This window comes from Reyranella massiliensis 521, assembly GCF_000312425.1.
Taxonomy (GTDB): domain Bacteria; phylum Pseudomonadota; class Alphaproteobacteria; order Reyranellales; family Reyranellaceae; genus Reyranella; species Reyranella massiliensis.
Genome location: NZ_HE997181.1, coordinates 641031 through 666201, shown reverse-complemented (window position 1 = coordinate 666201; position 25171 = coordinate 641031). Strand labels below are relative to the sequence as shown.

The following is a 25171-nucleotide window of genomic DNA, read 5'->3' as shown; positions in this document are numbered from 1 at the left end:
AATACTTGGCGCTCTCACGTCAGGACACCAAGGGCGGACTTTCGCGCATAGCCTCAGCCTGTGGGACGCCGCGGAAAGGCGCTTCTTGGAGGGTGGCGAGGATCACAATCGCGCGGACGGAGCAACGCTCCTGCAGCCATGGCGTTCGAGAGTCGTTCCGCACCGCCGACAGGCAGCGGCCATCGAACCCAAGGAGCAGAGCTATGACTGACGATATGACCAAGATCACGTCTGGCACGCTGATTGCCGCCGAGAAGGTCGAAGGGACGAATGTCTACAACCATCAGGGCGACAAGCTCGGCACGGTCGACGACATCATGATCGACAAGGTCAGCGGCAAGGCAATCTACGCCATCATGTCCTTCGGCGGTTTCCTCGGCATCGGCGAGAAGTATCATCCGCTCCCATGGTCCACCTTGAGGTACGACGAGGCCAAGGGCGGCTATGTGGTCAATCTCGACAAGCAGATGCTCGAGAAGGCGCCCACCTACGGGATGAACGAGGACTTCAGCTGGACCCCCGACTACGGGCGCAGCGTCGACAGCTACTATCGGGTCCCGACTTACTGGTAGGCAGTGCAGGAGGCTGCTTTTGGACGGCCTGGCTGAGATCGACTGGAGGGCGATCTTCGTCCCGCAGAACTCGCTGGTCGAGCCGGTCATTCGTGGAACGATCATGTACCTGGGCATCCTGGCGATGCTCAGGCTGGTCTTGCGCCGCCAGGTCGGCGGCATCGGGACGGCCGATGTCCTGGTCGTCGTGCTGATCGCCGAAGTGGCGGGAAACAGCATAGCGCCCGCCGAACAGTCGGTCGTCGAGGGCCTGCTGCTGGTCGCCACGATCTTCTTCTGGAGCTACCTCATCGAGTGGCTGCAGTTCCGCTACCCAGGCTTCCAACGCCTGATCCGCGATCCCAAACTAAAGCTAATCGACAAGGGACGCCTGCTGCGCAGGAACATGCGAAGGGAATTCGTTACCAAGGAGGAGCTGATGGCCCAGATCCGCGAACAGGGCCTTGAGGACTGCAGCGAGGTGAAAGCGGCCTACCTGGAAGCCGACGGCTCCATCAGCATCATCAAGCACAAACGCGACTAGCGCAAACGAATCCACCTGCTAGGCAAACGCTCGGTGTGCCAGCAGGCATCATCGACGCGCCGCCGCCGTCCGTGCGTCGATCTCGCCCTGGTTGGCGAGCGCCGCCGCGATCGCCAGGCGCATCGGCTCGTCCAGACTGAACACACGCTGGCTTGCCCAGCCCAGCCATCGGGAGACGGTTTTCGCCCGGACGGCATCAGCCAGCCGATCGGCGTCGGCACGCCGGGAAAAGCCGCAACTGATTTCGATGGTGTCGCCGCTCCGACCGGCAGCGACTGCAAAGGCACCGCTAGGTTCGAGCTTGTCGACAAGATCCTGCAGCAGATCGCAATCCTCTTTCAAGCGCGGCCGGTCAGCTTCGCCCACGTCGGCCACGACAATATGGACACTGCGATGCTCGTCCAGGAAAGTGTTCCAATTCGTTCTCGGCATGGCCGACCAACGGCCTGATCCGGCAATCGTTCCCAGATCGCCAGACAGCCATCGGGCACTGTAACCCAGACCGGCGAGAGAGCTATGGCAGGACACCGACCCGGCACATGATGTCCCTTACTCCGGGATCGACGGTCTCAAGCAGCGATCACAAGCTACAGCGCTGTTCGTCGGACGGCGCCATTCCATCGACACCTAAGCAATCGACACCTAAGCAGGTGCCGTCGGGCTCAATGCGGAACGGACCTCCCACTCGGGAAAACGCCGGCCGACCTGTGAAGAAGCGTTGCATCGATCGTTTCCGCCGCAACGGAGATTTTTGCGGCACTTTGGGCCGACCTTGCCCCCGGACGCATCACCAGCGTCGCAGGACATCTTCGGTCGTCGTCGCCACGATCTGCTGGCTGAAGCGCTCACGGTACAGTTTCAGCAGGGCGTCATGCGTGGCATCGCTCGCGCTGCACAGCGCATCGGTCGGCAGCACCACGCGGAAACCATAATCCACCGCCGCCATGACCGTCGCCAGCACGCAGATGTCGGTCTCTCCCCCCGTGACGACCAGCGTCGTGACGCCCCGGCGATGCAACGCGTCCGCCAGCCCCGGATGGCTGAACGCCGAATTGGCCGACTTGTCTAGTTGGTAGGCCGGGGGGACGAGCGCTCTCAGTGGCGACACCAGCTCCAGCAGTTCCGGCGCCAGCGCTCGGCGCGTTAGGTCGGGCCACGCTTCGTAGTAGTCGCGCCAGGCGCCGACGGCCTCACCTGCCGACCGGGGCGGGATGAACCTCGTGAAGATCGTACTGGACGCATGACGGCTAGCGATCTCGTGCACACACGGCAGCACCCGGGGAAGCCAAGGCACCTGCCAAGGCGTCGCTTCAGCGAACAGTCGTTGCATATCGATACAGAGATGCCGGGTGGTCCCATCAAGGGGGAAAGCTCGTGTGCGTTGGCCCATGGGTACGTAATCGAGGGCGCCAGGGGGGCGACCGGCGACGCACCAGCGACCGCAACGGAGCTAGACTATGAATATGATGCAGACCGCCCTGCTGGCATCCTCCTTGATCTTGGCCGGCATCGCCGTGTCCGCCCAGTCCATACCGGAAAAGGCCGGCATGAACTCTGCTTTCGGTATCGCGCCCAAGACCCAAGACCCAAGACTTTGTCACGCTTGCCGCGCAAAGTGACAAGCTGGAGATCGAAACCAGCAAACTTGCTATCGCGAAGTCCGACAACCCTAAGACCAAGCAGTTTGCTGAAAAGATGATCAAGGACCACACCGAGGCCTCGACCGCACTCAAGGCGCTGGTGGATGGCGGAATGGTTAAGGCCACCTTACCGACCAACCTCGATCGCCCGCACAAGGAACAGCTCGACAAGCTTGCCAAGCTGAGCGGCAACGAATTCACGAAAGAGTATGGGGCTTTCCAGGTTTCCGCGCACAAAGACGCTGTCTCGCTCTTCGAGCGGTACAGCAAGGAAGGCGACAATGCCGACCTTAAGGCTTTTGCCGGCAAGACTCTGCCGCACCTTCAAATGCACCTGAAGATGGCAGAAGAACTGCCAAAGTAACCCATAGATGTTGCCGACTTGGCATCGAGCAACTCCCCCGCATCGCCGCCGTTGTCTCGACGGCGGCGATTGAAGAGAATGAAAATGGGAACGTATCAACGGGTCCATGAGGAGCTACAGGACAAGACTGAGAATCTGCTGAGCGCACAGGAAGTCGCCGCAAGGCCCGACGCTTCCGAACGAGATCACTCCGACCTGAGAATGATCGAGCAAGATTTTCAGGCACATCAGAAAATGGCCGATCGGCTGGCTCTGCGCGATGAAGGAAAGCCCAAGCCCTCGGCCTCAGCGATCGAGAAACTGGAGGAGAGGTTAGACAATGCGCTTATCGACAGCTTTCCCGGCAGCGATCCGGTGTCATTCATCGAGCCGTCACTTGTGAAGAAAGGGGACCAGTCACTGCCTTCGGTGGCAGCTCGCAAATAGAAATGAGCTTACCAGCCCCGCCGCACGCTCTCGACTTCAGGCCTCAGGAAGGGCGGATCACAGCCCAATCGCCGGCGTCGGTTCGAAACCCACCCGGGCCAGCTCCACTTTACGACAGCTCACGAAGAGCCTGGACCTCACGGGAGTCTCTTTTCTGAGCCTCCTCGGCCAAAGTCCGCCACTGCTTTGCCTTGGCAAGCAAGTTCACCCGTTCGTCATCGGACGTTGCGACGCGCACCAGTTGTTCGCACTGGGCAGCTTCGTGAAAGCACTCAAAGGCAGATTTCATCACGCTCTCCATCGCTACAATGTGAGCGGGAGCGCGGACAGTTGAGCCGTGCCGCTGTCTCTCAGCCGCCGACGCTCAGGAAACGAGCTGGCGATGCAAGAATTACGTGCCCCTGGTGACGAGGTTGCAACTGGAACATCACAATAAGCATTGCAGGCATTCGACGATCTCTACCGTAGGTGCTGCAACAACTTCTATGTTGCGTACGACCACGTCTTTCGGCCGGACTCGCCCGGCAAGCCGGTCGTCGTCTTGTCCAACAACGACGGATGCGCGATCCCCCGATCGAGCGAGGCCGATATCCCAAGTCGCGGAGCGCTCCTCAGCGACAAGCCCCATTCTTGTTCACCCTTTCGCGGTGGGGTCGTAGCCGTAGTCGAAGGTTAGCTCCTCGCCTCTAGCGAGGCGACGAATAGACCATACCTCGACCATCCAGCGGTCGTGGACCTGAACCATCCGCCACTCACAGTTCGGCTCGGGATCGTGATTGATCAGGGAGATGTGACCGATAGCGACAAGGCCGCGTTGAGAGCAGAGAGGATGGTCAAAGTAGTTGCCGTTCAGGACCGTCTCGGTGACATGCTTGATGTCCCGCTTAGGCAGCTCCCAAGTGAAGCAGTCATCGATCTTGGTGCGCATATCAATGGTCGAGCAAGCGGTGAGCCCTAGGCCACGACCTGGTATCGCGGTAACCTGATATGGTCGGACAGTAAGAGGGATGGCAACACGCTTCACTTGCTGGTCCGCCCTCTCAACGCGCGAGTTCGCTCCGCCAGACATTGCACATTGACGTGCATCTTCATGTTGGAGCCTGCGCACACGCGCTCGATCTCGGACAGGAGTCCGTTGCTGTCGTCCTCAAATGCAGACATGGGATTCACTTTGGAGAAGCGGCTTCTAGAATTCTAAGTAGTCGAAATGAGCCTACTTCTTACCGTACAGCCGCGCGCAGGTGGCGCGTTTGCAATACCCGATCATTCTGTGGTCGATCAAAAGCACTCTAGACACTGCTTCCTGCCTGGATCTCATCGAGGCACTTCTAATGGTCAACCTCGAATCACACAAGCACGAGCATTCAGAGACGCTCTAACAGGCCGTTCTCAGACCGTTGGCCCAGCGTACCTTCCTAGCGCTGCACGCGGACGAACTCGACCCCGGCGGATTGTTGCCGTCTCGCGCGTAGAGCTTCGAGCATGGTGGTACGCGTAAGGTCGCGGCCGGCTGCGATCAAAGCCGCCTCCAGAGCAGCAGCCGTCACCCGCATATCCAGCGGGTCGCCAACCGGACGTGCCGCAATGACATCGGCCGCGACAGCCAGCAGATCACCAACCAGCGTCGGCTGAGCTTCGACCATCGACAGCGGCAGAACGAGCGTACGTCCCGCGAGATGTGAACGGTGCACGGCAGCAAACGAATGGAGCCCCGCCTCCCCGAGCAACAAGACGATCCGCTGCGTCTCGGCCGGCAGCGGTACGCCGGGCGTCAGGACAGACAGCGCCTCGATCTGCCCTCCTTGCAATGGCGCATCGGCGACGATCGACGTCCGCGGTCCGGCCAGCGCCAGCAGAGCGGCAGTGACCTCCCTGTCCCCGGCGCGCAGTGAGACGATCTCGGCCGGCATCCCGTCAGCCGGGAGGGCGCCGTACGGCGCCAGCACCGGCAGGCCTGCCTGCTGCAGCCGGCTAGTCGTTTTGCCATCGCGATCGAGCATCGGCGCTACCAACAAGAAGGGCTGCAACGTGGCATCACTCGAGGCTGGCGACAGGGAGTCCACTGCCACCGCAACGAAGTCGACTTCGCGGCCATGGATGGCCGGCCGGCCGCGCGCCTTCCAGGCCGCCGACAAGCTGTCGAGGTTCCGCTGGGCCGCCTGCCCATCACCGGCCGTTGTGGCGACGCCGATCCGTATGCGATTAGCCGACACACCAGTGCGTTCGCGATCGCTAACGGTCGCTAGGAAGCGCCAGAGCGCTTCGGCCTGCACCGCGGACACGGCGAAGCGCGGCATGGCGATTGACATTGTCCGGCCGCCGCTGTCGTGGCCCTCAACGAGCGCACGATGGAAGCGTGCGGCATCGTAGGCCGGCCGTTCCGCGGTCGTCGTACCCAGGGCTGCACCGTGGATCGCCGGAATGCGCGAGCGCCCCTCGCCGCCACCGCGGGCATCGCGACCATGACAGCCGGCGCAGGTGAGACCACGCTGCTCGATCTTGCCGATCCGGGCCGGCGACAGATCGGTGGCGCGCCCGAAGTAGAGCGCCTGCCCCTGCTCCTCGGCGCGCGGCGACGTCGCGGTCGACACCGCGATCGCCGCGACGATCACCGCCAGCTGTCTCCTCATCGCGCCGCCGACACCGCGCCGAACAGCGCCTCCGGATCGGGCAAGCCGAGGAACACCGTCACCTTGCGCCCGCCGGTATCGACCAGCAGGAACTGGATCTCGTGGTCCTGGTTCGGTCCAGGCTGGACACCGAGCCCGTCAAGCACTGCCCAGACATCGCTCGGCCGACCAGTGAGGAAGAGCCGGTCGGCATGCATCGCTTCGGCACGCTTGCGATGCAGTACCTGCGGTGTATCGGTCAAGGGATCGAGGGTGAGCGTCACCAGCCTGATGTCTTTTCGGCCGGCCTCGGCCAGACGCTCGGCGAGCATATCCATTGCGATATCGCTCGGAGGACAAATCTGCACGCAGCCTGTGAACGTGAAGGACAAGAGCACAGGCTGGGGCGCCACGATATCGGCCAGGAAGCGCACGCGCTGGCCTTTGCTGGTGAGCAGCGGTCGGTCGAGTACCCGCGCCACCCGCGGCTGCTGCTCCATCTTGAGATCCTGCGCGCCGGCCGTGGCCCCCGACAGGACGAACAGCGCAAAGCCGATGACGCCGACGAGACTCTTCATCAATCGATATCCACCGTCAGAGGGATGATGCGTCCGCTGCTGCTTTCGACCGATACGGCATATCGCCCCTGCCGTGGAAAAACGACGTCGAGCTCGATCGGTGCATCCTTGCGGACGGATACCCGGAAACGCTGCGACCAACCGAAGGCGAGATCGTCGATCCTCATCACCAGCGGCCCATCGGCCAGCCAGTCCGGCCGGTTCTCCAGCGCCAACACGAGCTTGCCCGGCTCCGCTGCACGAGGTGGCTCGGCCAGCACCCGCAGCGCCGCCGGCGGCTTTTCATCCACCCCCGGCCCGTCGACGCGGAAGCTGGCACAGGCCGTCGTGCCGCCGACGCCCGTGGTGGTCACGATTTCATAGGTCCCGCCGCGTGCCAGCCGCAGCGGCGCCTCGAACCGGCCAGGTGCGGTTTCGGCGACGCGACGGTCGAAACGCGCGATCATCTTTGGCAGGTCGCCGCGGATGGTCACAGCCGACATCGGCGCATCGCTGAGCCCGCCGCCCGCGGCGACAGCGAAGGCGACATTGGAACCGGGCCGGACGGCAAGCACACTGGCAGTCGCGGGCATCGCCACCAGGCGCCCGGCGTTTGGCAGCCCCGTTACCGGCCTGTCGGGCAGCGGCAGCCGGACGCGCCGTTCGACAGGCGAAGCCTCGGCGGCGAGCGGTGCGAGATCCACGACCGTCACCACGGGCACCGATCCATGCGTCATAAACAGTGCGGCGCCGGCACTCGCGACTTCGTGCACGATATCCGGCACGGCGGGCGCCGCAACAACACGCGCCCTCGCAAGATCGACGACCACGGCCTTCGGTGCCGCGGTCGACCAGGCGACGGCATAGCGGCCATCGTCGCGGACAAAGAGGCGATCGGCAGCAAAGTCCAGCGGCAACGGCACTGCGCGGTCCGGATCATCCTGCCAGCGGACCATCAGCCCACGGTCCGCCATCGCCGCAACGATCAGCCCGCCCCCCGCAGCAACACTCCCCGTGAAGCTGCCGGGAGCGAAGCGCTTTGTTGTCTTCTCTCCCGGTCCGAGCAGGACCGCCGAACCATCCGCCAGCACAGCGAGCAGCGTACCGTCGGCCGGCTTAGCCAGCGTCCGCACCTGCGATCCCGTCGCCGTTTGGGCACGAACTATCCCGGCAGGATCGACCTCTACCAGTCGGCCACCATCGCGACGGTCAGCAACCACGAGATTGCCTCTTAGGGTGGCGAGGAGGTGCGGCCGATCGAATCCTGCGGCGACCGATGCGCCGGTCACCATCCCCTGGTCGGTCATCCCCGAGCTACGACAACGCATCGAAGCGGCAAAGCTGCGCCGTCAGGCCGGCGACATCCGAAGCACGACGTTCTTTGTCGACTACGTCGGCCATAAGGCTTGAAGCTCGAACAGGTTCTTCGTCGTGTTCGGGCGGCTCAGTGCCGAGCTGGGTAGGCGACATGAAAGCTTCGCCACCAAGTACGCCGTGAAGCATGCCCCAAGCGATCCGCTACAGCTGCTCCATTCGGGGTTTGTTTATAGTCATGGGGCTGCTCAGTTGGTCACGGCAACTCGGTAGGTGGAGCCGCCATCTGATCTCCTCTCGGACCCTCTGGAATTGCTCGACCGATCTAGTGACATCGCAAACCGATGCGCGAGGACTACGAGGACTAAAGGAAACGTCGCAGTGCTACGACGATCTGCTTCGCCGATCGTTACCGCCGGGCAGGCATGAAGCTCCGATTGGTGGCGGAGCGTTCGTTCTTTGTATTCCACTCGAACTGTAGAACTTCTCGAGAGCACGTAGTCTTCTCGCGTTCACATTCCTTAATCAGGCACTTGGACGATCACTGCTTCCGATCCAAGACGGTGCGCAACAGCTTCGATCTGCACCAATGCCCGATACCTAGGCAACCCGCCGAGCACGGTTGCACGCGGAGGATATGGATCCGAAACATTGGCGCCATAACCGGCATTGAAATCCGCGTAAAGACGCCAGTCCGTCAGCACATTGTTGGTCCGCACTATGGACCGAGCATCCATACCAGCCTCGTCGAGGATCGCGCGTATGCGTTCCCATGCCGCCCTGGTCTGCGCTTCGCCTCCTGTTACGAGCTGACCGTACTCACCTTCGCCGACTTGTCCTCCAATATAGAGATCGTCTCCTGCCAGGACGGCGGCGGCGCCAATACCGGCTGCCCCCTTTGGCCCCGCGAGACGGCGGCCACCTCCGGCGGCGGCGATCGCCTCAATCTGCAGCAACGAGCATGGATCGGACGGGGATGCCGTCACCAACGTGCAGGCCGGCGGCTCGGTAGGGAAGGTCCTCGCGAGGGCCGCGCCAAAAGCGGGAGCGTCTCGGCTGTCGGCTAACGTGACATGTAAGTAGACAACGTCAGACCGAGAGAAGCCCCCCTGCTCGACGCCATCGCAAATACTGCGTAAGGCGACAGTGGCCTGGGCAGCAAAGTCGCCTCGGTCCGGAGCCCCGGCGGTTGAACAATAGAAGCGCCCATCGGCTCTGACGCCGACACCCGGCATTCGTACGATCGGCGCGTCAACAACTGCTACGAGATCGAGTTCGATCGCCGCCTGCGGCAGTGGAAAACCAGCGGAACCAACCACGATATGGTCCGGCGCCGTCAGGCCGAACACTTCCGCATAAAGCTCGCGATAGCGCTGCTGGTCCCTAATGTCGGCAATGTAGGTCTTCACGCGCACCGTGTGTTCAAGTCGTGCCCCGAGAAGTCCAAGAACAATCCCAACATTCTCAAACATCTTGCGGGTCTGCGCGGCGACGTCGACCAAGCCTAATGAAGTGCCCTCCAGCCGACGTTGAGCATCAGTTCCGGCCGTGGCACCCACGTGAATCAGGTTGCCCACACGCGCCGCGTGGGAAAAATGCGCGATGGGCTTCATCACGCGGTCGGTATAGATGACCTGTTTGCCCATGGACTTTTCCCGACCGACTACGCCAACACGCGCTCGCGTCGTACACCGCGTACGTCCATCTCGAAGTCGAGATCCCGAACGGGTGGACGCGCGAAGTGCCAACCAAGACCGGCACGCATGGCTCCCCGGCGGACGATCTCATCCTCGAGGAAGGAATGCACATCGTACACAGTGTACAGATGCGTCCCGGTCGCATTCGACCAGTCGAAGCCGAGCGCCTTCATACGCCGTTCCATTTCTCCCAGCACCCATCGCGCCTTCTCGCGTAACCCCTGTGGGCTGGTGTCGCCAAGGCAAATGGCATTCTCGCGGTAGCTGCCGTTTCCCTCTGGTGCCTCGCCACTACCGGAAGCGATGAAAGTCCCACCCGCAGATCCAGCGGCCGGCAGAGTATAAGAAAACGCGTAAAAACTAGGGCCTGCCGGCTTGTCGACTTCAGGACAGACATTCGTGCGGGCGATCGGATTGATGCCATCTCGCAGGATGCCCCAACGCTCAAGCGTTCCGGCATACACTCGATTGAAGGCCTCGAACCCCGTTTCAGTGAACGGTTCCGGCGACCTCAGTTCGCAGGCGCATAGTGCCGAGGCCGGGCGACCAGCAGCACGGAGATGTGCCTCGATCGCGGCGAAACCGTCTGCCAGAGCCGTCGGGGCTGGGAAACGCACCCGTTCGATCTCAAATCCCGGGAGAGCAGCGACTCCTCCCGAGTACTGAAACACGCCCTTGATGAACCTGTAGCCGCCGCTTTCCATCGCTAAAATATCGGACATTGCAACCAACCCTCACAAGCAGACGCGCGTTCGCAGGGAGACATGGACCGACCCATGCGTTGTTGCAAGAATGTAAATTGAAACGTAGCGTTCTAGTTCTTCGAACAGTAGGACGCCGTTTAATGTCCCTCACCACCTTACGCTATTTCAGTGAAGTCGTGCGTACCGGCTCGATCCGCGAAGCCGCCGAACGCCTCCATGTCGCGCCGTCAGCGGTTAGTCGACAGATGCGGAACCTCGAAACCGAATTTGGCGTACCGCTTTTCGAACGTCACGCTCGCGGGGTCGTTCCCACTTCTGCGGGCGAACTCTACGCCCGCTATGCTCGCACGGCGCTGCTCGACGAAGAGCGGATATACTCAGAAATTGATGACCTCAAAGGCCTGCGGCGCGGACACGTGGGAATCTGTTCAGTGGAAGGTGTCGTGGCCAATGGCCTAACGCATGCCATCGCCACTTTCCGCAAGCGCTTCGAAGGCGTGAGCATCAGCCTCGACATCACCGGTACCGAGTCGGTGATTACCGCTGTACGCAATGGCGACGCCGACATAGGAGTAGCCTTCACCTCCAACCCGGAGTCCGACATTCACCGTACGCTGCGATTGCGGGATCCACTCTTCGCTATTATGGCCGCCGACTACCCCTTGGCGAAAAGGCGCAAAGTGGCACTGGCGGACACGCTCGTCTATCCCATCGCAATCCCGCGTAAGCACTTCGGAATCCGCACTCTGCTAGACACGCGCTGCCGTACCGCGCAGCTCACCATGAAGCCGACTTTAGAGACCAACTCGATCGAGGCTTTACGCGGCTTCGCTCGATCAGGCTGTGGCATCACCTACCTGCCCCGGCTGACCGTCAAGCGCGAGCTCGAGGCCGGACTGGTTGTCGCGGTCCCAATGATAGACCGCGACCTTCAGCAAGCGACGGTTGACGTCTGCGTCCTAAAGGATCGCACCCTACCAACCGCCGCGGTGGGTTTCCTGCATCACTTGGAGGCAACTCTTCCGACGCTTCGCTAAAAGTGCGCGGCGAGTATGTCTAAGGTATGTTTGAAGCAATGTTGAAGCGTATCCTGCTTCTGAAATAGTTGGCGCATTCTTGCGCCCCGACCCAGGGGAAACCTCCCCCTGATTCAACCACTCAGAAACAGGCTCTAGAACGAAGGCGGCGTCGACACCCACACGACCTCGGCAATGCTATCTGAATCATTGCGCCAGCGATGGGGCAGCTCGCTGTTGAAGTAGAGGCTATCGCCCTTGGCGAGTTCGTACCACACTCCGCCGATCTCGATCTTCAGCCTGCCCCGCAGCACGATAACCGCATCCTCACCGTCGTGAGAGAAGACGGGCCCGCTCTCGGAGCGCGGCGGCGCCTTCAACCACAGCGCCGACATGCGACGCCGTAGGTCCGGCGTAAGCATCTCGTATTCTATCTGCGAATCTGGAAACACAACGCGCTTTCGACTGCCACGGCGTACGAGGCCGATGCCGACGCCGCCCTTACGAGACTCAGCGCCGAACATCAGTGAGCCAGCCGGTATGTCGAGAACATCCGCAATCCGCTTCAGGGCACTCACTGAAGGCGTGAGCAGATTTCGCTCGACCTGGCTCAGGAAACTGATCGAGAGATCTGCCTTGTCCGCGAGCTCTTGCAGGACCATCTTTCTGCCCAGCCGAGCTTTTCGGATGATGCTGCCAAGGCTACCAACGCCGACCTCAACAGGCGCAGATGCCTCCGGCTGATCGCGCTTCTTCCCAGTTGCCTTGCGCACGTTGTCTTCTCTCGCTCCGAAAGGGAGTCCCCTAGGCTGGCTTGGACAAGTCCAGCCGCCCTAGGAAGGCCTGCTGAACCGCATCTCCGACGGCGAGCTCGGACGACATTCCCTCCAGTACCACCCGTCCGTCCCTCAGGATATAGGCCCGATGACTCATAGCGAGCGAGACGGCAACGTTCTGTTCGATCAGCAGGATCGCCACGCCCTCCGAATTGATACGATGGAGCGCCGCTTCTACCTCTTCGCGCATGTGAGGTGACAAGCCTATGAAGGGCTCGTCCACCAGTAGAAGCCGCGGCTCACTCATCAGGCCGCGGGCAATTGCACACATCTGCTGTTCGCCGCCAGACATCGAGCCGGCCATCTGCCGGCCCCGCTCACGTAGCCGCGGGAACAGGCCATAGGCCTTCTCCAGGCCCCGCGCGATCTTGGCTCGCGGCGCACCCGGCCCTGCCCCGAGCTGTAGATTCTCCAGGACGGTCATCTGCGGAAACAGCCGATGGCGTTCGAGAACGTGAGACAAGCCTGTCCGGGGTAGCCGATAGGCTGGCAGCTCATGAAGCGCCACGCCATCGAAGACGATGGTGCCGGCAAACCGATCAACCAGTCTTGATATCGAGTTCATTAATGAGCTCTTGCCCGAACCATTGGGCCCGAGCAACGCCACGATGTCGCCATCGGCAACCCGAAGGGAGACATTCCATAGGACCTGATGACTGCCATAGCCGGCATCGAGCCCTTTCACTTCAAGCATGCGGTGCCTCGCTCGCGCCAAGATATGCCTGAACCACGCGCAAGTCGCGCGTGACCTGCTCCGGTGCCCCGGTCGCGATGACCTCCCCAAGATGCATAGCGATCAACCGATCGACCAGACGCTGCACTGCTTCGAGATTGTGCTCGATCACGAGCAGGGCGACACCCGTCGTCCTCACCTGCTGCAATAGTTGGATCAAGGAGTCCACAGAGGGTAGGTCAACGCCACCGAAGGGCTCGTCGAGTAGCAGCAGTCGCGGACGTGTGGCCAACGCCCGAGCAATCTCGAGCCTCTTGCGCTGGCCAGTACTAGCCCACGCCGACGGCACATCGGCGCGCCCTGCGAGCCCAACAGTCTCCAGTTGCTCGAGGGCAACCCGCCTGGCCGCCGTGATCCCCGATGCGTGCGAAAGTGCCGCAACCATGACGTTCTCCAGGAACGTCATGCTGCCAAACGGCCTCGAAGTCTGAAACGTCTTGACCAATCCTCGTCTTGCGATGGTCTCGACTGCCCAGCCGTCGATCCTCTGTCCTTCAAAGGCGACCGTTCCGGAATCCGGCCTGACCTGCCCCGCGATAAGGTTGAACAGCGTCGACTTGCCGGCGCCGTTTGGCCCAATAATTCCAAGTATTTCGCCGGAGGCAATGTCCAGCGAGACGGATTTGACCGCCTGCAGGCCGCCGAACGCTCGCGAGACGCCGCGGACGGACAGGTCTCCGGCCACGCTCAGTCCTCGATCAGTCGAATCGTGACGGCCTCTCCACCTTGCCGCCAGACACGATCACCGATCTGACGGAGCAGATCGTACTGAGAAGGATCGATGCGGCCAAACACATTCACCGGAGCGTCGCCTCGCCACTCCCGGACGATCTCCGGGCCGTAGAAAACGCCTATATTCTCAAAGCCCGTACGATCGTATGCATCGCCCCATTCCTGGAAGTAAATGACGTCGCCAATATTCGCGCGGATGCTCTGATTCTCGCGGGCCGGCTTTTCTTTGAATGCAACCGGCATTGCGAATTCACGGCCCGACCAGCGCGCCTGAAGTGCGGTGGTCTCAATTGCGCCCTCAGACACAAGCGCCCTTGCCGTCCTGGGCGCCTCGGCCAACGTCGTCATACGCAGGTTGCCGCCTCGCTGGAAAGTGAGCTCGAATCGCATCAAGTTTCTCCTTTTGCTGGAGCACCCTTGCGGTGCCGGGAACCGACAAGCCGTCGATACCAACCGACAAGACCGTCGGGTTGATACGCAGCGATGACCATGATTAGAAATCCGTAGATCAGCAGGTCCACATTCCGGCCACTGCCGGAGAAAGCGATCCTGGAATATTCGGACAAGGGCACCAGAACTGCCGCGCCAAGAACCGGCCCGACCAGCGTTCCCGCACCACCCAAGATAGCAAATAGGGCAATGAGCACCGAGATGTGCAGGCCAAGTACGCTGAATGGATCGACGAAGAGAACGTACTGCGCATGGAACGTTCCGGCTGCTCCGAGAATAGCGGCACTAAGGGCCATGGCGATCGACTTGTAGAGCTGAGGCGAGAAGCCGAGGCTGCGCAGGGCTTCCTCGTCGTCTCTCACCGCACGCAGCAAGAAGCCGAGGCGCGACTGCGACAGCCACCAGATGCCGCCGGTTACAAACACGAGCAGGCCGAGCGCCAAGTAGTAGTACGGTGTCTTGTCGCGATGGAATTGGAAGTTCAGCCACCCTTCGCGCTTCACCGGAATCTCGATACCGATGGCGCCACCGACCCAGTCCCAGACCGTGAAGATCTGAAAAACCGCCTCTGCCACGACAAGAGTGGCGATTACGAAATAGTGACCACGCAATCTGAAGCACGGAACACCGACGATCGTAGCGCAGACCGCGGGTAGCAGAATCGCCAATGGCATGCCGAGCCAAGGATTCACGCCGAACTTAAGAGACAAAAGCGCAGAGGTGTAGGCACCGAGGCCGAAATAGAGACCATGCCCGATCGAAATCTGGCCACCGTAGCCGCCAATCACATTCCACGCTTGGCCCATCGTCGCGAAAAGGAACACCAAGGTCGCCATGCGCAGCTCGAAAGGCCGGTCACCTATGGCAAGCGGCAACAGCACGAGCACAGCGAGTCCAATTATCGCGAGGATGCCGAAGCGGCGGGATGAAGGAGAACGGCTCACACCTCAGCTCCGCCCAAACAGGCCGCGCGGACGCACCAGCACGACTGCCAGATATAGAAGGTAGACTGGAACGTACTTCAACTCCGAACTCACGAAGAACCCGACCACGACCTGCAGCAGCCCGATCAACACGCCCGCCAGCAGCGCTCCATGGATCGAGCCAAAGCCACCGAGGGCCACGGCCACATAGGCCAGCAGCACGAACACCGCGCCGACCCGAGGGAAGATGTAGTAGAAATTCGAAAGCAGCGACGCGGCCACGCCTACGCAGGCGGCACCGATACCCCAGGCAAGGGCGTACATCAGCGAGACGTTGATGCCGAGCGTCGACGCGGCCTGGGAATCCTGTGACGCTGCACGCAGTTGGCGGCCCACCGACGTTCGGAACACTATGATGTAGAGCAAGACCGTGGCGATCGACGCACCGACGACTGCCGCGATCTGAGGCACCGGCAACACGACCTCTCCAAGCCTGACCACGCCCGACAACCAGCTGTTGCGAACGGCGAAATAGTCGGCGCCCATTACGAACTGGGCACCCGCTTGCAGGAACACCATCAGTCCAAAGGTGGCAAAGATCTGAGACTGCATGTTGCCGGTAAGAACCCGGCGAATGAGCAGGTAGTAAACGACCAGGCCAAAGCAGAACATCAACGCCGCGACGAACGGCAGGCTGATGACCGGGTCGACACCCCACGTGATGTACGCGAGGTACGTCGCATACATGCCGAGCATGATGAACTCGCCATGAGCAAAATTCACAACGTCCATCACGCCGTAGATCAACGTAAGCCCAATTGCGATCAATGCGAAGATGAAGCCCATCCCGAGCCCGCTGACGACTAGCTGCAAGATCAATTGCTCGGACATGGGCTCCCCCGCCTCAACCCACACCAGGTCTCAGCGCCACGCTGGACGTGGCCACACAAGCTTTGCCGCAGCAAAGTCGGCCGGCCAAACCATCTTCGGCGTGCCGTCGAGAGTTTGCACGAAGATGCCGCGCGTCAGGACGTTCTGGCCGGTCTTGTCGAACTTCACGCCTTCCCACGGCATGATCAAGGCGTCGCCCTTGATGTCGGTGGCTGCCAGCGCGTCCCGGATTTTCTCCGGATCGGCTGACTTGGCGCGATTGACTGCATCGGCGAGCACCATCATCGCGGTGAAGGCGCGGGCGGGTGTGCCGTCCATCTCCTTGCCGTAGCGCTCGCGATACATCTTCGCGATCTCGCCGACGAGTGGATTGCGCGCAGCGAGGTCGCGCGACCAGTGCTCGCGGACGAAGAAGTAGTTGGCATCGGGGCCCAACGCATCGCGGAATGCGCTCGAGCCGAAGGAGGCTCCGATCGCCATGATGCCCTGCGGATTGAAGCCATACTGCTTGTAGGTGCGCGCAAACAGGATGGCTTCGGCATCGTACGAAGCATGAAACACGGCATCCGGCTTAGCCGCGATGAGTCGTTGTACTTCGCTGGTGACATCGGCCGTTCCCTGCTGGTAGCCCACGACAATGGACTTCTTAAACTCCGGGAACTCACTGAAGTACGCGTCTACGGACTTGGCGAACTCCTGGCCCCAAAGCGTGCTTTCATGGACAACGGAGATCGATTTCACCGAGCCTCCGCTCGTTTTGTTGATGTCACGCAGGAATGTGAAGAAGTCGCGGGCCTGGGTGCGCGAACTTGGCGTGGTGCGGAAGAACCAGCGATAGCCGCGTTCCGTCAGAGGCGTCGCTTCCGACTCGCCCGACAGATAGGGGACCCCCATGCGTTCGGCGACCTGGCTGGACGTCGCGGCTACGGAACTGTGGAAGGCTCCCACAAGAGCAGCGACCTTGCGCTGTACAATGAGACGTTCCGCTTCCGCCGCGCCGGTCTCAGGCGATCCCTGATGATCCGCCGCGATCAACTCTATCGGCGCCCCGCCCAGACCCGGCAGGCCTTCATCGACGGCAAGCGGCATCTTCAGGTGGGGATATTTCTTGTTGATGATGTCGACCGCCAAACGGATGCCGTTCAGCGTGTCCTCGCCGGACTTCGCGACCTGGCCCGACAGCGGATAGAGAGCGCCGATCCTTACTGGATTGGCTGCGAGGGCCGGCTTCGCCGCTAAAGCGAGCGCGGCCCCAGCGACAAGGGGAAAACGACGACGCGTAATGGACATGACATCACCTCTTCCAGTTGGCTCCCGTTAGTGACTGCAAGTCGCGTGCCCTCGCCAGCCGGGCTCCGGTGAAGCCCGACATTTTCAACCCATATAGATTCCACCGTTCACGTTGAGCGTTTGGCCGGTGATAAACGAAGCGGCGTCTCCGGCGAGGAAAAGCACCGCTCCCGAGACCTCGTTGACCTGCCCGAAGCGGCCGAGCGGCGTCATCGCAACTAGGCGCTGTCGGAGTGCATCTGGCCAGTTGACCGTCATATCGGTATCGATGTCGGCGGGGGCCACACAGTTGACCCGTATACCCGCATCGGCCATGTGCCGAGCCAGAGACTTGGTGAGACCGATCATTCCGGCTTTGGAAGCAACGTAGGCTGGCCCCGTCGCGGCGCCGCCGATCTGGCCGGCAACGGACGCCACGTTGACGATGCTGCCGCCTCCCCTGATGCGCATGGAGGCCGCTGCCTCGCGGGCGCAGAAGAACGCGGACCGCAGATTAACCGCCAGAATGCGGTCCCATTCCGCTGCCTCCATCGTCCATGGGTCGGCGGAGCCGGCAATCCCCGCATTGCACACCAGGACGTCGATACCTCCATAAGCGGCCGCGACCTGGCCGACTAGATACGCTGGGCCATCCGGTTCGGCCAGATCGGCCGCGAAGCCGCGCACCGGCACCGAAGGATGGAGCGAGCGACCAAGCCGCACCGTCGCCTCTGCGACGGACTCCTTCGAGGTACCGGAGAAGGCGACGCTCGCTCCGGACGCGGCGAAAGCCCGCACGAGCTCGCTACCGATTCCACGCGTGCCGCCGGTGACGAGGACGACCTTGCCAGCGAGATCGGACATGCGATCAGTCCTCAACCACGCCATTGTCGAGGACGCCGACGTGCTCCACTTCGACGCGCAGCCGATCACCGGCTTTGAGAAAGATCTTGCGGAAGCCGCCGACGCCAACAGGCGTGCCGGTCGACAAGATATCGCCAGGCCTCAGCGTGACGCGAGCCGACAGAAACTCGATCAGCTCCCAAATCGAGAACACCATCAGCGATGTCTCGCCATCCTGCATCCTTTGGCCGTTGAGGTCGGTGGTCAGCCGCAGCTTGTGCGGATCGAGCGCCGCTGTCCGGCTCGCGATGCCCGGGCCGATCGGCGTCGATCGATCCAGCGCCTTGCTCGAAAGCCAATCCACGATGCGATTCTTCCCGAGCATCACCCACTGCATGTCGCGCGCGGTGACGTCGTTGACCACGGTCAAGCCGGCGATGTGCTTTGGTGCATCTTGGCGAGTGACGCGCCGAGCCGGCCGGCCGATCATAACGGCCAGTTCGCCCTCGTAGTCCATTTCGCGCGATATCGGCGGCAGGCAAATCGAGTCCCGCGGGCCGACCAGAGCGGTGGTCGGCTTCATGAAGATGACAGGCGTTGCAGGCACGTCGAGACCGGCTTCCTCGGCATGCTTCTTATAGTTCGCTCCAACCAGGTAGACCGAGGCGCCATCGTCGACGGGAGGCCCGAGACGAACCGACGCCGCCGAGTGGGTCGCCAGTCCTGACACATCGACCGATTCGCTGTGCCATCCATCCGGATTCGCCGCGACGAAGGACGATACGGTTGGATACCGAGCACTGATGTCATGCACGCTATCGCCAACCAGAAGGCCGGTGCGGAGCGGCGACGACTTGTCTTCAGAGAAACGTACGAGCATGGCGGTCCTTATTTGGAGGCGGCCGCAGCCGGCCAATTGTCAATGCGGAAGTACGGTCGTGGCGCATCTTCCAGTGCCACTTGAACATCAACCAAGCCGCCGCAAGCGCTGCAGCAGAGCTGACGTAGTCGGAATCGACCACGATCGTAGTCTTCACCGCGAACCGGTCCCGCCGCATTCAGCGGCGCATTGACCTCACGGAGATGCTCCAGCAGGTTGTCTTGAGGCCGGCAGTGAACATGGCCGCACTCGCCACAACTCACGGCGTCCTTGTCGAAGTCAATGACAAGTGTCTCGGCGACGGAGCGCCGTCCCATACCTGCGAATGAGACCGCGGCATCGCCTGGAGAAGGAACGACGGACTGCTGCAGGCGCTCGCGTCGCAGCGCGCTCCTTCGTGCTTCCGTGGCCCTGGGATCGTAGAGACCGTCTTCATTCATGACGACGCCGTAGATTTCGAGCGCAGCCTGAGGCGACACGGCTTCGCGCACCACGTCCATCGCAACGCGCTCCGGATCACGACGCAGTGGATCGCCATAGCCACCGCCGGCTTGCCAGCTGTGGTACCAGACGTCGCCGAGCTCCATGGCCGAGCGTGTGTGCTTGGGTGGCAGGATCTCGAGGCTTCCCTCGATGTCGTCCAGCCTGTCCGGCAGCGGCTTGCCAGTACTCATCCTCTCCGCGATGTCCGTGCCGAGGACGCGGGCGATGCGGATGGCTGCGCCGGGCATGCCTCCGCCCACTCCGATTGCGTTCGGCATCTCGGCGCCCGTGCCTGCGAAAAGGCCTTCGAGACGATTGTCGGGCGACCGATGCGCCGTATAAGCGAGCTCCGCCGATCGGCCGCCGCGGAACCGCCCGGGGCCACCCGAATCCCGCAGATGGCGACGGAAGAGATAGAGGACCGGATACTCAGACTCCTGATCCTCGATATTCGGCATGTTCGGCGTCGTGTTGAAGACGATGCCGGCGGTGTCCACGCCGTCGTCGTAAGTGCGCGCGCCGCCGCCGCCGCCAAAATGGCTCATCTCGGTCGCCGCGAACGGGAACCCGTGCTGGCTAATGCCGGCGAAGATCGGCGCCATCGACGTGCCCGACCATACGGCCATCGCCTGCTGACGATAGCGGTCGTCGGCCATAAGCATCTGCGAAAGGCAGCGCCACGTCACGTCGATCGTGACGATGACCGCCGAGATCGTCGCCATCGCGCAGGGCGCAGGATAGGCGCAGTTGTTGACCGTCCCGGCCGTCGTGCGCAGATCGAGGCAGTCGCGAACGCCGCGGTTCCAGGGGATGTCCCAGCACAAGTTGATGTACACGGCCGACAGGACGGCGGCCTGCAGGCCCGAGTACGTCGAATTGATGAGACCCTTGGCGTTCGGGCTTGTTCCTTCGAAGTCGAAGGTCAGCGCGTCGCCCTCCTTCGTCATGGTACAGACGATCTGGTAGATCTGAGTGTCGTGACCATCGTGGTCGATGTATTGCACATCGCGCCAGACGCCGTCGGGCAGCTCGCGAAGCCTGCTCTTGAGCTTGTCGCGGGCGTAGTCGATGGACTGCTTCATCACCTCCTTTACAGTCTCGACGCCCCAGCTTTCGACAAGCTCGAGGATCCTCCGGCGGCCGGTGTTGAGCGCGGCAACCTGGCCCTTCACGTCGAGACCGACGAGCGGATCGCGCACCTGATTTTGAATCCAGCGCAGCACATCTTCGCGCATGGCTCCGCGATCCACCAACTTCACGGGTGGCATGCGCAGCCCTTCCTGGTGAACGTCGGCGGCCTTGATAGAGAAGCCACCGGGATCCATGCCGCCCGTGTCGAGCTGATGCCCCGAGGCGCCGATCCAGCCGATTAGCTCGTCCTTCCAGTAGATCGGCGCGACGGTCGCGAAGTCGGGATGATGGATGGCGCCGAGATAGGGGTCGTTGCAGATGAAAATATCGCCGTCATAGATACCGACATCGCCGCTCAGGCGCATCGTGCTGTCCACGATCAGGGGCAGAACGTTGCCCTGCGTGACGATGTAAGGACCGACCGAGACGAGCGCCCCGTCGGGCTGCATGATCGCCGTCGCGGCATCGTTGCCGGTAATGAGCACATTGGAGCCGGAGCACCTCATGTACTGAATGCCCATCTCCTCGGTGATGCTGAGGAGCCGGTGATTGAGGACCTCGAATGTGACGGGGTCGAGTCGCGAATTACTGGCGGCCACTGCGGCCTCCCTTGTCGTCGCCTATGATGATGTGGGTGTGTCGGAACGCGTCGATCGTTGCGCTCTGGCCGGAGAGGACTACGATCGTTGTTCCTGGATGCTCGATGATCGCCGGTCCGTCGATCTCGGTGCCCGGCGAAAGCGCAGGCCCGGCGTAGACAGGTGTGGAGACCATCGACTGTTGCTGCGCGCAATAGGCCTGACGCGTTGACTTGGGAACAGCCGGCCCGCCGGTCGCCTCTTCCTTCCAGGGCGCCTTGTCCACGACACCGACCGCATCCACGCCATAGTTGATGAGTTCGACGCCGGCATCCGCAAGCCCCGATCCAGGCCCGAACAGTCGCTCGTACTCACGCTCGAAAGCCTTAGTGAGTTGCTCGATGGCAGCGTCGTCAACACGGGATGGCGCTGGAATGCGGAGCTGGTGGACCTGTCGGCGATAGCGTGCCTCTACCCAGCGATCGTAGCGTCGGCTGCTCTCCGGGACGTCCGCACGGGACAGTGCATCCGCGCCCTTCGCCTCCATGGCCGCGAAGATCGCTTCGACGCGCGCGGGATCGTTCGGCAACACGATCGGTTCGGAGAACTGGAGGCTGAAGCGGATATCCGACAGGGCGGCACCGTACGCGGAATGCACCGTCGCGAAATAGGGCACCAGCAGCTTAGTCGCGCCAGCTTCGGCGGCATACGACGCTGCGTGCACCGGCCCCGCACCGCCATAGGCCATCATCACGAAGTCGCGCGGGTCGTAACCCCGCTCGAGGGTGCACTTTCGGATAAGGTCGGCCATCTGGCTGTCCACAACCTTGCGGATGCCAGCGGCGGCGGCCATCACGTCGCCACCGAACAGCGGCTCCGCGATCTTGATGCGGATTGCCTCGACCGCCTTGTCGCGATGCAACTTCATCCGGCCACCGAGGAAACTATCGGGATCGATGTAACCCAAGGCGACGTCAGCATCAGTGACAGTCGGATCGACTCCACCCAATCCATAGCAAGCAGGGCCCGGATCCGCGGACGCGCTCTTGGGGCCAATTCGCAAACGCCCGCCGTCCACCCAGGCAATCGAGCCACCGCCTGCGCCGATGGAGGCGACATCGATCATCGGCAGGCGAAGCTGATATTGATTCAGCACAGTCTGCGTGTTGTAGCTCCAGTTGCCGCCCTCGATGACGGCGACTTTGAAGGTCGTCCCGCCAACATCAGTCGCAATGACATTGCCATGCCCCAAGCGCGTGGCCAGATGCGCGGCGCCGACGACACCCGCCGCAGGGCCGGACTCGATCGTGTAGATGGGCACAGTCTGCGAAACCGTCGCCAGGCCTCCATTGGCCTGTACAATGAGCAACTTCTGCTTGAGGCCCGCGTCGGCGAGTGTCCGCTCCAACTGGGTGAGATAGTTGTCGATCACCGGTCCGACATAGGCATTGAACACGGCCGTCGCGCTACGCTCGTATTCGCCCATGACCGGCGCGATCTCGGCCGAGACAGAGACGTAGAGCCGCGGCGCCACTCGGCGGATAATCTCTGCGGTGCGCCGTTCGTGAACCGGGTTCTGGTGCGAAAAAAGGTAAGCAATAGCAACCGCTTCGTATCCCCGCTCCGCCAGGAGACACGCCACGCGAGCCACCTCAGCCTCGTCGAGCGGCGTCACAATCTCACCATGCGCATCGACGCGCTCCGCGATCTCGAAGATATCGCGCTCGTCGACGAGCAGCCGCGGCTTCGAGGTCGCCCTGTAATGATGGCGCTCAAAGACACTCAGGCCGGCAACACGGCCTGACGCCCGCATGATGGTCAAAGTGTCACCGAAGCCACGCGTCGTCAGCACCGCTGTCCGCGCACCGGTGAAGGCGAAGACGGCGTTGCTCGACTGCGTCGTGGCATGAACCATTCTCTCTGTCCGCCCAAGCAGATCGGGCATCCCGATGTTGAGGTTTTCCGCAGCGTTCTGGAGACCGTTCAGGACGCCCTGCTGCAAATCGGAGGGCGTCGTCAGAGACTTCCCCATGACGGTGTGCCCGGTGCGATTGTCTATCGCTACGACGTCAGTAAAGGTTCCGCCGATATCGACCGCTATCGTGTACACGTTGATCTGTCTCCGGATCCTGATCGACTGGTTTTCATGATTTTCAGTATTTTCACTGAAACACTGAAACCGACCCTCCGTCAACACACTTGCAAGTCGTTTATCGGATTCGGGCTACATCAGCAGGCGGGGCAGCCAGAGCGAAGCCGAAGGTACAAACGCAAAAACTAGATAAACCGCGACAATTACAGCAACGAAAGGCATCAGCGCTTTCGTAAGCTGCTCGATGGTCACATTCCCGACGCTGCACCCTATGAACAGGCAAAGCCCCACGGGTGGCGTCAGCAATCCGATGACGAGACCGAAGACCAGGATGACGCCGAAGTGAACGGGATCGAAACCGTAGGCCAGCGCGGCCGGCAGCAGCACGGGCGTGAGAATGATGATGGCCCCCGATGTTTCGAGGAATAGCCCCACGATCAACAGCAGGACGATGACCAGGCACAGAAAGACCCAGCGATTGTCCGTGAGCGCGAGGAAGCCGTCAGCCACCGCCTGGGGAATGCGCTCGAAGGCGAGCACCCAGCCGAGCAGGTTGGCTGCCGCAACGATGAGCATGATCGTGGCCGAGGTGATCGCCGCACCGACGATCAGCGTCCACATCGCGCGCGGCTTCAGGGTCCTCATCGAAAGCCCGACGACCATGGCGTAGAGCACCGCCAGGACGGAGGATTCGGTAGGTGTCACGATACCGCCGACAACGCCACCTACGATGATCACTGGCATCATCAGCGCAAGCAGGGCCACTCGGAAGCTCGCCACGAAGTCGCGCGACCTCGCGATCCAGCCCAGGCTGACCGGACCCGGTGCTTCCAGGGGCATGTTCCGCACCAGGTAGCGATTCAGGACGAGCATCGAAAGTCCAACGGCGACGCCCGGCATGAGCCCCGCGAGGAACAGTGCTCCGATCGAAGTACCAGAGGAGATGCCATAGACCAGCATCGGAATGCTTGGTGGAATCAGCGGGCCGCACAGCGACGAAGCCACGGTGACGGCCGTAGCGAAATCGCGCCGGTACCCCTGCTTTTCCATGGCCGGGATCAGGATCGGCCCCAGCGCCGCGACGTCGGCGGTGGCCGCGCCGGTAATGCCGCCGAAGAACATGCTGCTGAGCACGTTGACTTGAGCGAGCCCCCCACGCCAGCGACCAACAAGATGGTTCGCGAACTGGACCAGTCGGCTCGTGAGCTGCGCCTCGTTCATCAGCGCGCCCGACATGATGAAGAACGGAATGCTCATCAGCACGAACTGGTCCAGACCGGCAAACAGTCTCTGGGGCACGGCGGACAGAGGCGCGATCCCGGTCGTCACGAGATAGATCGTCGTCGCGATGCCGAGAACGAAGGCAATCGGCACGCCGAGAATCAAGAGGCCGACGAACCAACCGACAAGTCCGATCATAGGGTACTCACTCCCGCGGTCGGCTTTCTGGCTCTGATGATCGCCTCGACAGCAGCGATCATGATCAGCAATCCTCCCGCCGGGATTGCGAGATTGACCCAGGCGATCTCGATCTGAAGAGCCGCCGAAAGTTGGTGCCGGGCAAAGTTGCGCGCCGCCAGGGACCAGCCCGTCCACAGAACCAGTCCCCCGAAGCAAAGAATCAGCGCATGAACCATCCGGGCACAGAAGACGCGGAAAGTCGGCGGAAGCTGCTCGACGACGGTCGTGATGGCGACATGCAGCCCCTGCCTATAGGCAACAGCAGCACCGACCATGGAACTCCAAACGAGGGCGTACCGGGCAACCTCCTCCGACCAGACGAGGCTGTCCCCCAGCAGGTATCGGCAGAAAATCTGAGCCGCCGTCACCGCCAAAGAGAGGACCAGTGCTGCCGCTGCCACAAAGACAGCGACACGTTCGAACAGAAAGTCGAGGATTGTCCTCATC

General features: G+C 62.0%; 26 protein-coding genes and 1 pseudogene. 5 read left to right on the top strand and 22 right to left on the bottom strand.

Going from position 1 to position 25171, the window contains the following annotated elements; all coding sequences use genetic code 11:
* Positions 1–203: 203 nt before the first annotated feature.
* Both BN60_RS03290 and BN60_RS03285 read left to right on the top strand, forming a co-directional pair.
* Positions 204–572, top strand: coding sequence for a PRC-barrel domain-containing protein (locus BN60_RS03290; RefSeq protein WP_020694562.1), 369 nt, complete (start codon positions 204–206; stop codon positions 570–572).
* 19 nt (positions 573–591) lie between these two features.
* Entirely contained in the window at positions 592–1095 is a 504-nt protein-coding gene (locus BN60_RS03285) for a DUF421 domain-containing protein (RefSeq protein ID WP_020694561.1), read from the top strand.
* Between the two features lie 48 nt (positions 1096–1143).
* On the opposite strand, the gene BN60_RS03280 is transcribed toward BN60_RS03285, so the two are convergent.
* On the bottom strand, positions 1144–1470 hold the full coding sequence (locus BN60_RS03280) for a hypothetical protein (protein ID WP_148283316.1): 327 nt from the start codon (positions 1468–1470) through the stop codon (positions 1144–1146).
* A 412-nt stretch (positions 1471–1882) separates the two neighbouring features.
* The gene (locus BN60_RS03275; RefSeq protein WP_051150078.1) at positions 1883–2485 is read right to left on the bottom strand and encodes a cysteine hydrolase family protein; all 603 of its coding nucleotides are present in this window, start codon (positions 2483–2485) and stop codon (positions 1883–1885) included.
* A 73-nt stretch (positions 2486–2558) separates the two neighbouring features.
* On the opposite strand from BN60_RS03275, the pseudogene BN60_RS03270 reads away from it, so the two are divergent.
* Positions 2559–3099, top strand: a pseudogene (locus BN60_RS03270) (DUF4142 domain-containing protein).
* A gap of 78 nt (positions 3100–3177) precedes the next feature.
* The gene (locus BN60_RS31385; protein ID WP_020694556.1) at positions 3178–3525 is read left to right on the top strand and encodes a hypothetical protein; all 348 of its coding nucleotides are present in this window, start codon (positions 3178–3180) and stop codon (positions 3523–3525) included.
* Between the two features lie 109 nt (positions 3526–3634).
* Here BN60_RS31385 and BN60_RS03260 read toward each other — a convergent pair whose 3' ends face one another.
* The 7 genes from BN60_RS03260 to cnbZ all read right to left on the bottom strand — a co-directional run bounded on the left by BN60_RS03260 (position 3635) and on the right by cnbZ (position 10424).
* Entirely contained in the window at positions 3635–3814 is a 180-nt protein-coding gene (locus tag BN60_RS03260) for a hypothetical protein (protein WP_020694555.1), read from the bottom strand.
* 345 nt (positions 3815–4159) lie between these two features.
* Positions 4160–4453, bottom strand: a complete 294-nt coding sequence (locus BN60_RS03255; RefSeq protein WP_342626617.1) for an SET domain-containing protein — start codon at positions 4451–4453, stop codon at positions 4160–4162.
* Between the two features lie 487 nt (positions 4454–4940).
* The gene (locus BN60_RS03250) at positions 4941–6155 is read right to left on the bottom strand and encodes a cytochrome c (RefSeq protein WP_148283315.1); all 1215 of its coding nucleotides are present in this window, start codon (positions 6153–6155) and stop codon (positions 4941–4943) included.
* A complete protein-coding gene (locus BN60_RS03245; RefSeq protein ID WP_020694552.1) occupies positions 6152–6712 on the bottom strand; it encodes an SCO family protein in 561 nt (186 codons plus the stop codon). The genes BN60_RS03250 and BN60_RS03245 overlap by 4 nt, the downstream gene beginning before the upstream one ends.
* Positions 6712–7998 carry a hypothetical protein gene (locus BN60_RS03240; RefSeq protein ID WP_148283314.1) on the bottom strand — a complete coding sequence of 429 codons (1287 nt, stop codon included), beginning with the start codon at positions 7996–7998 and terminating at the stop codon, positions 6712–6714. Before BN60_RS03240 ends, BN60_RS03245 begins: the two co-directional genes overlap by 1 nt.
* 528 nt (positions 7999–8526) lie before the next feature.
* Positions 8527–9651 (bottom strand): Rid family hydrolase, encoded by a 1125-nt coding sequence (locus BN60_RS28535; protein ID WP_020694550.1) that lies wholly within the window; start codon positions 9649–9651, stop codon positions 8527–8529.
* Between the two features lie 17 nt (positions 9652–9668).
* Entirely contained in the window at positions 9669–10424 is a 756-nt protein-coding gene (gene cnbZ, locus BN60_RS03230) for a 2-amino-5-chloromuconate deaminase CnbZ (RefSeq protein ID WP_043283596.1), read from the bottom strand.
* 122 nt (positions 10425–10546) lie between these two features.
* Here cnbZ and BN60_RS03225 point away from each other — a divergent pair, with 122 nt between their 5' ends.
* Positions 10547–11443 carry a LysR family transcriptional regulator gene (locus tag BN60_RS03225; RefSeq protein ID WP_020694548.1) on the top strand — a complete coding sequence of 299 codons (897 nt, stop codon included), beginning with the start codon at positions 10547–10549 and terminating at the stop codon, positions 11441–11443.
* A 134-nt stretch (positions 11444–11577) separates the two neighbouring features.
* Here BN60_RS03225 and BN60_RS03220 read toward each other — a convergent pair whose 3' ends face one another.
* The 13 genes from BN60_RS03220 to BN60_RS03160 form a co-directional block, all read right to left on the bottom strand.
* Positions 11578–12195 (bottom strand): helix-turn-helix domain-containing protein, encoded by a 618-nt coding sequence (locus tag BN60_RS03220; RefSeq protein WP_148283313.1) that lies wholly within the window; start codon positions 12193–12195, stop codon positions 11578–11580.
* A gap of 31 nt (positions 12196–12226) precedes the next feature.
* Positions 12227–12952, bottom strand: a complete 726-nt coding sequence (locus BN60_RS03215; protein ID WP_020694546.1) for an ABC transporter ATP-binding protein — start codon at positions 12950–12952, stop codon at positions 12227–12229.
* The gene (locus BN60_RS03210) at positions 12945–13676 is read right to left on the bottom strand and encodes an ABC transporter ATP-binding protein (RefSeq protein ID WP_020694545.1); all 732 of its coding nucleotides are present in this window, start codon (positions 13674–13676) and stop codon (positions 12945–12947) included. Before BN60_RS03210 ends, BN60_RS03215 begins: the two co-directional genes overlap by 8 nt.
* Before the next feature lie 2 nt (positions 13677–13678).
* Positions 13679–14113 (bottom strand): DUF3830 family protein, encoded by a 435-nt coding sequence (locus BN60_RS03205; RefSeq protein ID WP_020694544.1) that lies wholly within the window; start codon positions 14111–14113, stop codon positions 13679–13681.
* On the bottom strand, positions 14113–15117 hold the full coding sequence (locus tag BN60_RS03200; protein WP_043283595.1) for a branched-chain amino acid ABC transporter permease: 1005 nt from the start codon (positions 15115–15117) through the stop codon (positions 14113–14115). The genes BN60_RS03205 and BN60_RS03200 overlap by 1 nt, the downstream gene beginning before the upstream one ends.
* Positions 15118–15120: 3 nt before the next feature.
* Positions 15121–15987 (bottom strand): branched-chain amino acid ABC transporter permease, encoded by an 867-nt coding sequence (locus tag BN60_RS03195; RefSeq protein WP_020694542.1) that lies wholly within the window; start codon positions 15985–15987, stop codon positions 15121–15123.
* 30 nt (positions 15988–16017) lie between these two features.
* Positions 16018–17277, bottom strand: a complete 1260-nt coding sequence (locus BN60_RS03190) for an ABC transporter substrate-binding protein (RefSeq protein ID WP_020694541.1) — start codon at positions 17275–17277, stop codon at positions 16018–16020.
* 84 nt (positions 17278–17361) lie between these two features.
* Positions 17362–18120, bottom strand: coding sequence for an SDR family NAD(P)-dependent oxidoreductase (locus BN60_RS03185; RefSeq protein WP_020694540.1), 759 nt, complete (start codon positions 18118–18120; stop codon positions 17362–17364).
* Between the two features lie 4 nt (positions 18121–18124).
* A complete protein-coding gene (locus BN60_RS03180; protein WP_177324752.1) occupies positions 18125–19015 on the bottom strand; it encodes a fumarylacetoacetate hydrolase family protein in 891 nt (296 codons plus the stop codon).
* A complete protein-coding gene (locus BN60_RS03175; RefSeq protein ID WP_020694538.1) occupies positions 18988–21192 on the bottom strand; it encodes a hydantoinase B/oxoprolinase family protein in 2205 nt (734 codons plus the stop codon). Before BN60_RS03175 ends, BN60_RS03180 begins: the two co-directional genes overlap by 28 nt.
* Positions 21179–23281, bottom strand: coding sequence for a hydantoinase/oxoprolinase family protein (locus BN60_RS03170; protein ID WP_177324751.1), 2103 nt, complete (start codon positions 23279–23281; stop codon positions 21179–21181). The genes BN60_RS03175 and BN60_RS03170 overlap by 14 nt, the downstream gene beginning before the upstream one ends.
* A gap of 114 nt (positions 23282–23395) precedes the next feature.
* On the bottom strand, positions 23396–24682 hold the full coding sequence (locus BN60_RS03165) for a TRAP transporter large permease (RefSeq protein ID WP_020694536.1): 1287 nt from the start codon (positions 24680–24682) through the stop codon (positions 23396–23398).
* Positions 24679–25170, bottom strand: coding sequence for a TRAP transporter small permease (locus tag BN60_RS03160; RefSeq protein ID WP_020694535.1), 492 nt, complete (start codon positions 25168–25170; stop codon positions 24679–24681). Before BN60_RS03160 ends, BN60_RS03165 begins: the two co-directional genes overlap by 4 nt.
* Position 25171 lies beyond the last annotated feature (1 nt).